Raw genomic sequence first — 12,150 nt, 5'->3', positions numbered from 1 at the left:
GGGCCGGGCCGGCCGGGCCGGCGCCGCCGCCCCGCGGTGGTGCTGCTGGCCGCCGCCGGATGCGCGGTCGCGGTCGGCGCGGGCGTGCTCGCCTTCACCGCCTTCACGTCCGACGACACCGGCCGCGGTCCCGTGGAGACGACGACCACGCCCACCACGTCGCCGTCCCCCTCACACCGCCCCTCGCCGTCGGTCACGCGGTCTCACCGGCCCGCCACTCCGGCGACGTCGGCGGCGCCCGCGGCCTCGCCGTCGGCTACGGTAAGCACGTCGGCACCTGCCACCCGGACGCCGACGCAGGCTCCGTCCGCGACCCCCACCCCTACTCCGACGTCAACCCCGACCCCGGCGCCGAGCGAGACCTCGACCCCCGTCGACGACCCGACCGACACGAGCCCTCCGGATGAGGGGACGTGATGAGGAAAGGCATCGATGATGGACACCGGCGGCACCCCAAGATGAACGGCAAGGGACAGTGCAGGAAATGACTCAGCCACGACTTCTCGGCGGACGCTACGAGCTCGACGGCGTGGTCGGGCGTGGCGGCATGGCCGAGGTGTACCGAGCCCGGGACATCCGTCTGGACCGCGTCGTCGCCATCAAGACGCTGCGATCCGACCTGGCCAGGGACCACACGTTCCAGGCCCGGTTCCGCAGGGAGGCCCAGTCCGCCGCCTCGCTCAACCACCCCTCGATCATCGCCGTCTACGACACCGGCGAGGACATGGTCGACGGCACCCCCGTGCCGTACATCGTGATGGAGTTCGTCGACGGGCGGACCCTGCGCGACCTGCTGCGCGCCGACCGGCGGCTGCTGCCCGAGCGCGCGATGGAGCTGGTCGACGGCATCCTGCGGGCGCTCGACTACAGCCACCGCGGCGGCATCGTGCACCGGGACATCAAGCCGGCGAACATCATGCTGACGATCAACGGCGAGGTCAAGGTCATGGACTTCGGCATCGCCCGGGCCATGGCCGACTCGGCCGCGACGATGACCCAGACCGCCCAGGTGATCGGCACCGCCCAGTACCTGTCGCCGGAGCAGGCCCGCGGCGAGCGGGTCGACGCCCGAAGCGACATCTACTCCACCGGCTGCGTGCTGTACGAGCTGCTGACGGGCCAGCCGCCGTTCACCGGCGACTCGCCGGTGGCCATCGCCTACCAGCACGTGCGGGAGGACCCCATCCCGCCGTCGCGGATCGACCCCGAGATCCCCAAGTGGGCCGACGCGATCGTGCTCAAGGCAATGGCGAAGGACCCCATCCAGCGCTACCAGAGCGCGGCCGAGATGCGCGGCGACCTCCAGCGCGCCCTGTCCGGCATGCCGGTCGACCCCCAGACCATGGCCCTGGCCAGCAACTACAGCACGTACGGCGGCGGCGGCGACCGCACGCGGACCATGACGACGGCGGGCGGCGTCCCCACCCAGGGCACCCGGTCCATCCCCCAGTACGAGTACGGCCCCGAGGAGCGGGGCGGCCGATACGACGGGCGGCGGCGCAGCGGCGGGGGCAACACGGCCCTCAAGACGGCCGCGTGGATCCTCATCCCGCTGGCCATCATCGGCGCGTTCATCGGCGTGGGGTACGCGTTCCTCAGCTCGGGCGGCAACACCGCCAACCAGGTGAAGGTGCCGTCTGTCGTCAACCAGACGAAGGAGGCGGCCGAGCAGGCGCTCAAGGGCGCCGGGTTCAAGATCGCCTACGGGCCCGAGCAGTTCAGCTCCGACGTGCCGAAGGGCGCCGTGATCAGCACGGACCCGGCCGGCGAGGAGATGGCCGACCCCGGCGCCACGGTCACCGTCGTGCTGTCGAAGGGCGAGGAGTCGGTCACGATCCCCGACGACGTGCTCGGCAAGTCTCCCGAGGAGGCGCGGGCCGAGCTCGAGGCCCTGGGTCTCAAGGTCAGCATCGTGTCCAAGGCGTCGAGCAAGCCGCAGGGCAAGGTGTTCGACACCAACCCGGCCCCCGGGGAGAAGGCGTCCAAGGGCGACCTGATCCGGCTGTACGTGCCGAAGGACACCGTGGAGGTCCCGAGCGTGGTCGGCCTCACGCTGGCGGACGCGAAGAGCACGCTCACGGGCGCCGGGTTCAAGGTCAAGACCGTCGAGCAGCCGAGCGACAGCGTCCCGCAGGGCAACGTGATCGACCAGGCGCCGGAGCCGGGGGCCAAGCTCCAGCAGGGCACCACGATCACGCTGACCGTCTCCAGCGGCCCCTCGCAGCAGCCGACGGATCTGCCGACCGACCAGCCGACGGACCAGACGCCGACCGACCAGCCGACCGACGACGGCGGCGGCGTGGACCTCGGTGGCGACGGCGACAACCCGTTCGGCAACTAGCGGACCGCCCCGGCGGCAGGCGAATCGCGAGAGGGGGCACGCGGGCGACCGGCCCGCGTGGCCCCCTCCGCGCGTGGAGGCCCGGGTGCGCGTGGCGACCGGTCCGGAACGACAGGCCCGGTTTCCGTGGCGACGGGTTCCGAACGACAGGCCCGGTTTCCGTGGCGACGGGTTCCGGAACGACGAAGAGGGCTTCCGCCACTCGGGGGCAATGGCGGAAGCCCTCATCCAGTAGTCGTCACGGGGACGGCGAGCGTTACAGGGTTCCGGGGGAATTTCGGCCGATCTGGTCGAGCCAGTTTCCCAGCAGGCGGTGGCCGTGCTCCGACACCACCGACTCGGGGTGGAACTGCACGCCCTCGATGGGCGCCTCACGGTGCCGCAGGCCCATGATGACGCCGTCCGGGGTGGTCGCGGTCACCTCCAGCGGGTCCGGAACGGTGCCGGGGATCACGGCCAGCGAGTGGTAGCGCGTCATCGACACCGGCGACGGGATCGAGGCGAACACGCCGCGCCCGTCGTGGGAGATGAGGCTCGTCCTGCCGTGCATGAGCTCGGGCGCGCGGGCCACGGTGGCGCCGTACGCCACGGCGATGGCCTGGTGGCCGAGACAGACCCCCAGCAGCGGCTGCCGGCGCTCCGCGCAGTGGAGCACGAGGGGGACGCTGACGCCGGCCGCCTCGGGGGCGCCGGGGCCGGGCGAGACGAGCACGCCGTCGAAGCCCTTGGTGTCCGCGAGCGTGACGTGGTCGCGGGGCCGGACGTCGCAGTCGGCGCCGAGCCCGCGCAGGTACTGCACGATCGTGTGGACGAAGCTGTCATGATTGTCCACGACGAGCACGCGAATCGCGGTCATGCGGCCACCGTGCGAAGAGGAGATTAGGACCCTCAGACTACGCCAATCGGACACGAGGAATCGCCGCCGCGCGGCCGCGCCGACTATCCTTGCTCGGGACTTCACCGCCCCAGCGACTACGCTATCGACAGAGCCCGCACGAACGACGCGGGTGCCCACCAGGAGATCCCGTGCCCAAGTCGAAGACTCGCAAGAAGGCCGTCTACACCCCGCCGCAGAAGGCGCAGACGGTCAAGGTCAGCCCCCGGTGGCTGGCGCCCGTGATGGTCGCGTGCTGGATCATCGGCATCGCGTGGATCGCGATCTACTACATCGCGCCGTCCTTCCCGGGGATGGCGGCGCTGGGCAACTGGAACCTGCTGGCCGGCTTCGGCCTCATCATCGCCGGAGTGGTGCTTTCCACCCGCTGGCGCTGATCGGACGGGGCTGGGCGCTATCTTTCCACAGTCTTTATCCACAGCCTGTGGGCAGCGGCGATCTCAGCCCGTGACACCGGGGATCGGGTACGCGCCCGGCGGCAGCGCCGTCACCAGCAGGACCAGGGCGACGAGCACCGCGACCGCCGTCCCGAACTGGACGGCCGCGCGGTTGCGGGCGGGCGCGTAGGCGAAGCCGAGCGTGACGAGCGTGCCGGCGGCCAGGCCGCCGAGGTGCCCCTGCCAGCTGATGCCGGGGACCACGAACGTCAGCACCACGTTGATCCCGATCAGCCAGAGCACGCCGCGGGCGTCGTACCCGAGCCGCCGGGCCACCACGAACAGCGCGCCGAACAGGCCGTAGATCGCGCCGGACGCCCCGACCGCCTGGGTGCCGAACAGGTAGACGGCGACCGAGCCGCCGAGGGCCGACAGCAGGTAGAGCACGGCGTAGCGCGCCGAGCCGAGCCGCCGCTCCAACTCGGGGCCGATGGCGTACAGCGCCCACATGTTGAACACGATGTGCCAGAACGACGGCGGCGGCGCGTGCAGGAAGGCGCTCGTGATGAGGCGCCACCACTCGCCCCGGTACACGCCGTACGACCACATCTCGAACCGGCGCAGGACCTCGTCGGGCATGAGGACCTCGGCGCCGTACGCCAGCACGTTGAGGGCGAGCAGGACCCAGGTGACCCGGGGCGCGGCGACGGCGGCGCCGCCGAAGACGGCCGTGGCCGGCCGCACCGTGCGGTTGCCCTCGCGGACGCACTCCACGCACTGGTGGCCGACGGCGGCCTCGCGCATGCAGTCGGGGCAGATCGGGCGCTCGCAGCGCTGGCAGCGGACGTGGGTCTCGCGGTCGGGATGCCGGTAGCAGTACGGGATCGCTTCCGCGCCCGGCGGCGTGGGCGACGGTGGCTGGGACGTCATGGAGTCCTTCCAAGGGGCGGGTCCACTGAGAACCAGCCTATAAGCCGATCGGGTCCCGGCCGCGCCTCTCGGCGGCCGGGACCCGATCGCTGCCCGCGAACGGTCAGGAACGCTCGATCGTGACGTCCTCGATGACGACGTCCTCCAGCGGGCGGTCCCGGCCGTCGGTCGGCGTCTTGGCGATCGCGTCGACGACCTCGCTGCCCTCGACGACCTCACCGAAGATCGTGTGGCCCTGGTTGAGGTGCGGCGTCTGCGTCACGGTGATGAAGAACTGCGAGCCGTTGGTGCCCTTGCCGAAGCGCTTGCCCGCGTTGGCCATGGCCAGCAGGTACGGCCGGTTGAACTGGTTCTCCGGGTGGATCTCGTCGTCGAAGTCGTACCCGGGGCCGCCGATGCCCTGACCGAGCGGGTCGCCGCCCTGGATCATGAAGCCGCTGATGACGCGGTGGAAGATCGTGCCGTTGTACAGCTTGTCGGTCGTCTTCTCGCCGGTCCCGGGATGCGTCCACTCCCGGGTGCCCTCGGCGAGCTCCACGAAGTTGCGTACGGTCTTCGGCGCCTTGTTCGGGAAGAGCTTGACCCGGATGGTGCCCCGGTTGGTCCGCAGGTTCGCGATGAGGTTCTCAGCCACGAAGGCCGCCCCCTTTATGCACTGGTGTTAGTTGTCCGGTTAACAGGGTATCGAGGATGCCTCCGAGCACCGGTCGTGATTGAGCGACGACCATGCGGGAAGGGGTCGTCACGGGGCCCCGTCGATAGGGGAGGTTGATCGTGTCCCTGACAATGAGAAGAAGGCGCCGCGTCGACATCGCGATTCCGCAGACGTGGCTGGACCGGATGAGGGTCCAGGCAACCCGGGCCGGAGGCAGGGTGAGTCCCATGGCCGAGACCGCGCGGGATCTGGCCTCGCACCGGATCGAGGACGCCCGGATCTGGGCGGCGCCGAAGCTCGACCAGGCCGCGCAGTCGGTCGAGGAGCAGATCGCTCCGATCGTGAGCGCGTTCCTCGCCGAGCTGGCCAGGCGGATCGACGTGTCGACCGCGCGGCGCACCCGAAGGCGCTGGCCCGTCGTGGCGCTGCTCGGCGGCGCGGCGATCGGCGCCGTGGGCGTGGCGATGTACCGCAACAACGCCCAGCGGTGGACGGACACGATGAGGGACAGCATGCGCCACACCGGCTCCGACGCCAGCAAGTGGGTCGGGGACAAGGCCGGCGAGGTGGGCGACAAGGTCGAGAAGACCGGCGACGAGATCTCCGGAAAGCTGTCCTGACGGTCCGACCGTCTCCGCGTGTACGGCCGGCGTCCCCCCGACGCCGGCCGTACGCGTTCCCCGCCCGAGAGGCGGGGCGTCGACGGGCCGGGGAGACGGCACAGTGTACGGGCCGGGTGGCGGGGCGTCGACGGGCCGGAAGGCTGGGGCGTTGACGGGCCGGGGAGGCGGGACTACACACGCAGCATGACGCTGTCGCCGCTCGATGACTTCCCCGTCCACCAGGCCCCCCAGGTCATGCGGCACGTGACCACGTCGGACCGCAACTTCTACGACCGCTACTACTTCAACTGCCACCCCTGCTCCGACGAGCTCATGCTGATCGTCGGCCTCGGGCAGTACCCCAACCTCGGGGTGACCGACGCGTTCGCCTGCGTCCGCCACCGCGACCTCCACCGGGTCGTCCGGGCGTCCCGCGAGCTCGGCGCGGACCGGATGGACACGGCCGTCGGGCCGTTCCGCGTCGAGGTCGTCGAGGGGCTGCGCGCCCTGCGGGTCGTCCTGGAGCCGAACGAGCACGGGCTGTCGTTCGACCTGGCCTGGGAGGGCACGATCCCCGCCACGCTGGAGCCCCGGCATTTCCTCCGCTGGCAGGAGCGGGTCGTCTTCGACTCCGTACGGCTGGCGCAGACGGGCCGGTGGAGCGGCCACATCACGATCGGGGACGAGCGCGTCGAGGTGAGCCCCGGCCGCTGGCGCGGCACCCGCGACCGGTCGTGGGGCATCCGGCCGGTGGGCGAGCCCGAGCCGCCGGGCATCCAGGCCAGGAACGCCGGAACCTTCTACTGGCTCTACGCGCCCATGCAGTTCGACGACCACGCGATCCTGTGCATCGTCCAGGAGGACGAGAAGGGCCGCCGCCTCCTGGAGGAGGCCGTACGCGTGTGGGGCTTCGGCGACGACCGGGAGGAGGAGTACCTGGGCCGGCCCGAGTACCGGCCCGTCTACCGCGAGGGGACCCGGGAGGTGGAGTCGGCCGTCATCGCGTTCGCGCCGCCGGGCGGCAAGCCGTTCGACGTCAGGTGCACGCCGATCCTGCCCGTGCACCTCATGGCCGGCACCGGGTACGGGCTGGAGCCCGACTGGCGGCACGGCATGTACCAGGGCCGGGGACCGGTCGTCCAGGGCGTGACGTACACGCTGCCGGAGGACGCGGCGCGCATGTGGGGCATGGTCGACGCCGTGGGACGGTTCGAGTACGACGGCATCGTGGGCCACGGGCTGTTCGAGTACTGGGCCCTCGGCCCGCACCCCTCCTTCCCGGCGTGACCGCCAGGGGGGGCGTGAACCGGCGGGACCGGCGGGCCGTACTGAGGATGTCCGGTCCACGCCGCGAAAGGTGTGACATGTCCCAGCCCGTCATGTCCGAGTTCCCCGGGCCCGCCGACCCCTCCGCCACCCCCCGAGCCGAGACCCCCGAACCCCCCGCGACGCAGGACGTCCCGGAGCCGCCCGCGCGGGCGTCCGGCCGGCGCGCCCTGTTCGCCAAGGCCGTGCTCGCCGGAACGGCGGCCCTGTTCACCCGGGCGGCCTTCGCCGAGCCGGCGGAGGCGTCCGAGGAGACCAGGGAGGGCGAGGCCGCCGCGCAGGGGGCGGTGCTCGCGAAGACCTCGAGCATCCCCCTGCACGGCGGGAAGATCATCAAAGGGAAGTACGTCGTCACCCAGCCGTCCAAGGGCGTCTTCCGGTGCTTCACCGCCAAGTGCACCCACATGGGCTGCACGGTGGCGACGATCAGCGGCGGCACCGTCAATTGCCCGTGCCACGGGAGCAGGTTCTCGATCTCCGACGGTCACGTCGTCAGGGGCCCGGCCACCCGCTCACTCCCCAAGAAGAAGATCAAGGTCAGGAAGGGTGTCATCCGGCTCGCCTGAGCCGCCCGCGAGCCGCCGGAGCATCGGCGGCAACGGACCCTCGTGGACCACGGTCAGCCGCCGGGTGGCCCGGGTGATCGCCACGTAGAGGTCCTGGCCGCCCTTGGGCGACTGCGCGAGGATCGCGGCGGGGTCGACGACCACGACCGCGTCGAACTCCAGTCCCTTCGACCCCCGGACCGTGAGCACGGCCACCGGGGAGTCCAGCGGGTCGGCCGCCTCGACGTACGGCGCCAGGAGCCCGGCCACCTCGCCGTACCGGCCGTCGGGCACGACGACCGCGAGGCGGCCCTCCCCGATCGCGCGCATCTCCTCCTCGACCAGACGGCGCAGGTCGGTCTCCGCGGCCGGGAGGGCGCGCGGCGGGGCCTCGCCGTCCCGGACCGACTCGGGCGGCTCCTCGCCGGGCGCCACGGCCCGCAGGACGTCGGCCGCGACCTCCATGATCTCCGCCGGCGTGCGGTAGTTGACGGTCAGGCGCTCCTCCCGCCAGCGGCCCTCCAGATAGGGGTCGAGCGCCTCGGCCCACGACCGGGCGCCGGCCGCCGAGCCGGTCTGCGCGACGTCGCCCACGACGGTCAGCGAACGGGCCGGGACCCGGCGCATCACGGTCCGCCACGCCATCGGCGACAGCTCCTGGGCCTCGTCCACGATCACGTGCCCGTACGCCCAGGTCCGGTCGCGGGTGGCCCGGTCGGCCGTGGTCAGGAAGGGGCCCTCGTCGCGGTTGCGCCCGGCGACGGAGGCCGCGTCCATCTGCTCGTCGAGCTCGTTCACCACGAGCACCTCCCGCGCGAACAGCTCCTCGTCGCGGCGCCGCGCCTCCGCCTCGCGCCGCCGCGCCCGCTCCGCGCCGTCGTCCTCGCCGAGCAGCTCGGCCGCCTCGTCGAGCAGCGGCACGTCGCCCACCGTCCAGGGCGCATCGCGCGGGCGCAGCAGAGCCGCGCGTTCCTCCTCGGTCAGGTACGGCGAGGCGGCCGCGCGCAGCCGTTCCCCGTCCGACAGCAGCTCGGCGACCAGCCGTTCCGGGCCGATGTCGGTCCACAGGGCGTCGAGCGCGGCCCTGACGGAGGCGTGCTGCCAGAGGGAGGCGGCGGCGTACCGCAGGTCGTCGGCGTCCACCGGGCGGTCGAGCTGCGCGGCCTCGTCCCGCGCGAGGGCGACGAGCAGGTCGTCGACGAATCGCCGCCGGGCGAGGTTGTGCGGGCGCCGCAGCGACCGGGCGCGGTCGCGGGCCCGCCGACAGGTGGCGTGGTCGACGCGGAGCGTCATCTCCTCGACCACCACCTCCACCCCGCCGCGGATCGACGTGCGGACGGGGACGGCCACCTCCAGTTCGCCGTCCGGCACGCGCTCACGGTCGCGGACGGCCTCCCCGATCACCGCGGCCATCCGCGGGTCGCCCTTCACCACGGCCGTCGCCGGCGGGTCCTCCTCCGTGGCGTGGACGCCGGGATGCAGCTCGCCCAGGCTCGACAGCACCACCTCGGTCTCGCCGAGCCCCGGCAGGACGTGGCCGATGTACCGGAGGAACGTGGCGTTCGGCCCGACGATGAGCACGCCGCGCCGCTCCAGTGTGGCCCTGTGGGCGTAGAGCAGATAGGCGGCGCGGTGCAGCGCGGCGACCGTCTTGCCCGTCCCCGGCCCGCCCTGCACGACCAGCGCGCCGGCCAGGCCCGAGCGGATGACCCGGTCCTGCTCGACCTGGATGGTGGCCACGACCTCGCCCATGCGCCCGGTCCGGCCGCGGCGCAGCGCCGCCATGAGCGCGGCCTCGCCGACCAGGGTGCGGCGGTCGCCCTCGCTCATCCGGTCCAGGTCGAACACCTCGTCGTCGACGTCGACGACCGTGCGGTCACGCGTGTGCAGGTGGCGGCGCCGCACGAGCGTGCCGGGGTCGCCGGGGGTGGCCACATAGAAGGGCCGGGCCGCCGGAGCCCGCCAGTCGACCAGGACCGACTCGTGGTCGTCGTCGCGCAGCCCCACCCGTCCGATGTAGAGGGTCAGGCCGGAGGAGTCGTCGATCCGCCCGAAGCACAGCCCCCGCTCGACGGCCGACAGCTGGGCCACCCGGCGCGCGTACTCGCCGGCCGAGACCTCCCGCTCGACGAGCGCCTGCCGGGTGCCGGCGGCGCCGCGGCCGAACACCTCGCTCAGCGCGCGCCGAGCCTTGTCACGGGCGACGTCGAGCCGTTCGTACAGCATGGAGACGTAGGACCGCTCCTCCCGCAGCGCCTCGGCGCGGGCCGTGCCGGATTGACGGGATGCCATGTGTTTGATAAACTCCTTCTAGAGAGTTTTCTGTCTTTGCCGTGCGAATGCAAAGGATCTCTCATCCTAGGGCATCGGGCCGTCCGTCGCCATGCTCGTCCTCTTCCTCCGTGTGATTCCTCCGCGCGTGCCGCCTCTGTCGTCTGTGTGAAACGGGTGACGCTTGGGAGTGATGTCACAGCGCGCCGGGGTAGTGCCACGACATGCGGGAACCCGCTGTGACCGGGTCAAGCCGGTCACATCATTCAGTTCCATACCGGAATTCGCTTATGCGACCGGTGAACCGCTGAATGCCGCGGGACGTCTTGCAATCAAGGAGGCCCGGATGGACGTCCTGGACAGCCTCGTGGACGAGGAGCTCCGGCTCGAGCTCCTCCTCGTCGAGGCGCTTCACGAAGAGGCGGAACGGCTGGCCGCCCCAGCCACCCGCTGAGCTCGCGAGCCCGCCGCCCCGGCCCGACGCCGGGGCGGCGGGCTGTCGGAGAGCGGGAGACCGCCGTCGAGACGCCTAGATCCAGGGGCGGAAGACGGCCCGTACACAGCCGTCCTTCTTGCGCTTGAACATGTCGTAGCCCCGGGGCCCGTCGTCGAGCGTCATCGTGTGGGTCGCCAGGTGGGACGTCTTGAGCTCGCCCCGCGCGATCAGGTCGAGCAGGTGCGGGATGTACCGCTGCCCGTGCTGCTGGGCCCCGCGCAGGGTGAGGCCCTTGTTCATCAGCGCGCCGAGCGGGAACTTGTCCACGAAGCCGGTGAAGACGCCCAGCACGAAGACCGAGCCCCCCTTGCGGCAGGCGTGGATCGCCTCGCGGACCGCGATCGGCCGGTCCTGCTCCAGGCGGAGCCGCTGCTTGATCCCGTCGTAGATCCGCTGCGGGCCTGTGCCCTCCGCCTCCAGGCCGACGGCCTCGATGCACACGTCCGGACCCCGTCCGCCGGTCCGCTCCCGCAGCTCGGCGTTCACGTCCGTGCTCGTGTAGTCGACGACCTCGCAGCCGACGTGGCGCGCCGTCATGGCCAGCCGTTCGGGGTAGCGGTCGATCGCGATCACCCGCTCGGCCCCGAGGAGCATCGCGGCGCGGGCGGCCATCTGGCCGACGCCGCCGCAGCCCCACACGGCCACCACGTCGCCCGGGCGGACCCCGCCGAGGTCGGCCCCCATCCAGCCCGTGGGCGCCGCGTCGGAGGCGAACAGCGCGTCCATGTCGTCCACGCCGTCGGGGACCGTGAACGCGTTGTAGTCGGCGAACGGCACCCGGATGTACTCGGCGTGGCTGCCCCGGAAGCCGCCCATGGCGTGGGAGTAGCCGAAGATCCCCGCAGTGGAGCCGCCCCACATCAGGTCGGTCAGGCCCGGCTTCGGGTTGCTGTTCTCGCACAGCGACCACATGCCGTCCGTACAGGGCCGGCACCGGCCGCAGCCGATGATCGAGCAGACCACCACGCGGTCGCCCGGCCGGTGGCGGGAGACCTCCGGGCCCACCTCGACGATCTCGCCGAGGAACTCGTGGCCGATGACGTCGCCGGCGCGCATGGCCGGGATGTAGCCGCCCAGGAGGTGGAGGTCGGAGCCGCAGGTCGTGCTCGCAGTGACCTTCACGATCGCGTCCTGGGCGTTGAGGATCTCCGGGTCGGGCACCTGCTCGACCGACAGCTCGTTGACGCCCTGCCAGCACACCGCCTTCACAGTCGCCCCTCTCCCGGCGCCCGCCGGAGCGCCGCGTCCAGAACCTTGCCCGGCAGCGTGGGCCGGGTCGTGCCGACCGGGGCGTCCGACCGCAGCACCTCGCCCGTCTCGGCGACGCACTTGGCCTCGCGCAGGGCCTCGCGCACCGCCTGGCGGGGGTCGTCGCCCCGGATGCGGGACAGGACGGCGGTGGCGCCCGTCGGGACGTGCTCCCGGGGGCGGGCGTACAGCTCGGTGCCCCGGCCGCCCGGGGCCCGGTTCACGCGCACCTCGGCGTCCAGCCCGGCCAGCGGTTCCGGGAGGCGGCCGCCCGGCATGATCTCGTCCTGCTCGCGGTTGACGGTGACGCCCAGCCAGCGCGTCGCCTCGTCCTCGAACGCGGCCGGAACCCGGCGGGAGGCGAGCCATCGGGCCACCGCGACGCCGCCGGCGGCGAGCCCCAGTGCGCCGATAATTGCACGTTTCATGATTTAGCCCCCTAATCCGGACAGCTTCCTGCGTGC

13 protein-coding genes are annotated in these 12,150 nt (G+C 72.2%); 5 read left to right on the top strand and 8 right to left on the bottom strand.

Features of this window, described 5'->3' with window-relative positions:
* Positions 1-197 (bottom strand): hypothetical protein (locus MPTA5024_RS42230; protein WP_198167188.1); only part of this gene is annotated, 197 nt, incomplete at its 3' end.
* Positions 198-203: 6 nt separating this feature from the next.
* Positions 204-443: a hypothetical protein gene (locus tag MPTA5024_RS42225; RefSeq protein ID WP_198167187.1), complete on the bottom strand. Its 240-nt coding sequence runs from the start codon at positions 441-443 to the stop codon at positions 204-206.
* Between the two features lie 41 nt (positions 444-484).
* On the opposite strand from MPTA5024_RS42225, the gene pknB reads away from it, so the two are divergent.
* A complete protein-coding gene (gene pknB, locus MPTA5024_RS16450) occupies positions 485-2,341 on the top strand; it encodes a Stk1 family PASTA domain-containing Ser/Thr kinase (RefSeq protein WP_036324913.1) in 1,857 nt (618 codons plus the stop codon).
* Between the two features lie 256 nt (positions 2,342-2,597).
* Here pknB and MPTA5024_RS16445 read toward each other — a convergent pair whose 3' ends face one another.
* Positions 2,598-3,197, bottom strand: a complete 600-nt coding sequence (locus tag MPTA5024_RS16445; RefSeq protein WP_036324912.1) for an anthranilate synthase component II — start codon at positions 3,195-3,197, stop codon at positions 2,598-2,600.
* A gap of 170 nt (positions 3,198-3,367) precedes the next feature.
* Between MPTA5024_RS16445 and MPTA5024_RS16440 the strand changes: the two genes are divergently transcribed.
* Complete coding sequence (locus MPTA5024_RS16440; protein WP_036324910.1) at positions 3,368-3,613, top strand: cell division protein CrgA; 246 nt, start codon at positions 3,368-3,370, stop codon at positions 3,611-3,613.
* A gap of 63 nt (positions 3,614-3,676) precedes the next feature.
* Here the strand turns inward: MPTA5024_RS16440 and MPTA5024_RS16435 are convergent, their stop codons facing one another.
* Complete coding sequence (locus tag MPTA5024_RS16435) at positions 3,677-4,543, bottom strand: rhomboid family intramembrane serine protease (protein ID WP_036324909.1); 867 nt, start codon at positions 4,541-4,543, stop codon at positions 3,677-3,679.
* A gap of 103 nt (positions 4,544-4,646) precedes the next feature.
* Positions 4,647-5,177, bottom strand: a complete 531-nt coding sequence (locus tag MPTA5024_RS16430) for a peptidylprolyl isomerase (RefSeq protein ID WP_036324908.1) — start codon at positions 5,175-5,177, stop codon at positions 4,647-4,649.
* A 248-nt stretch (positions 5,178-5,425) separates the two neighbouring features.
* Between MPTA5024_RS16430 and MPTA5024_RS16425 the strand changes: the two genes are divergently transcribed.
* The 3 genes from MPTA5024_RS16425 to MPTA5024_RS16415 all read left to right on the top strand — a co-directional run bounded on the left by MPTA5024_RS16425 (position 5,426) and on the right by MPTA5024_RS16415 (position 7,692).
* Positions 5,426-5,818 (top strand): hypothetical protein, encoded by a 393-nt coding sequence (locus tag MPTA5024_RS16425; RefSeq protein ID WP_051458250.1) that lies wholly within the window; start codon positions 5,426-5,428, stop codon positions 5,816-5,818.
* A 186-nt stretch (positions 5,819-6,004) separates the two neighbouring features.
* Positions 6,005-7,087 (top strand): hypothetical protein, encoded by a 1,083-nt coding sequence (locus MPTA5024_RS16420; RefSeq protein ID WP_036324907.1) that lies wholly within the window; start codon positions 6,005-6,007, stop codon positions 7,085-7,087.
* Between the two features lie 77 nt (positions 7,088-7,164).
* Positions 7,165-7,692: a Rieske (2Fe-2S) protein gene (locus MPTA5024_RS16415; RefSeq protein WP_051458249.1), complete on the top strand. Its 528-nt coding sequence runs from the start codon at positions 7,165-7,167 to the stop codon at positions 7,690-7,692.
* Here MPTA5024_RS16415 and MPTA5024_RS16410 read toward each other — a convergent pair.
* The 3 genes from MPTA5024_RS16410 to MPTA5024_RS43525 form a co-directional block, all read right to left on the bottom strand.
* Positions 7,639-9,963: a HelD family protein gene (locus tag MPTA5024_RS16410; RefSeq protein ID WP_051458248.1), complete on the bottom strand. Its 2,325-nt coding sequence runs from the start codon at positions 9,961-9,963 to the stop codon at positions 7,639-7,641. The two genes, MPTA5024_RS16415 and MPTA5024_RS16410, sit on opposite strands and share 54 nt — an antisense overlap.
* A 508-nt stretch (positions 9,964-10,471) precedes the next feature.
* On the bottom strand, positions 10,472-11,647 hold the full coding sequence (locus tag MPTA5024_RS16405) for a zinc-dependent alcohol dehydrogenase (RefSeq protein ID WP_036324905.1): 1,176 nt from the start codon (positions 11,645-11,647) through the stop codon (positions 10,472-10,474).
* Entirely contained in the window at positions 11,644-12,114 is a 471-nt protein-coding gene (locus tag MPTA5024_RS43525) for a hypothetical protein (RefSeq protein ID WP_036324904.1), read from the bottom strand. The genes MPTA5024_RS16405 and MPTA5024_RS43525 overlap by 4 nt, the downstream gene beginning before the upstream one ends.
* Positions 12,115-12,150 lie beyond the last annotated feature (36 nt).

The sequence above is a fragment of the Microbispora sp. ATCC PTA-5024 genome, assembly GCF_000511135.2.
GTDB lineage: Bacteria > Actinomycetota > Actinomycetes > Streptosporangiales > Streptosporangiaceae > Microbispora > Microbispora corallina.
This window is presented reverse-complemented; position numbering and strand designations above follow the sequence as displayed.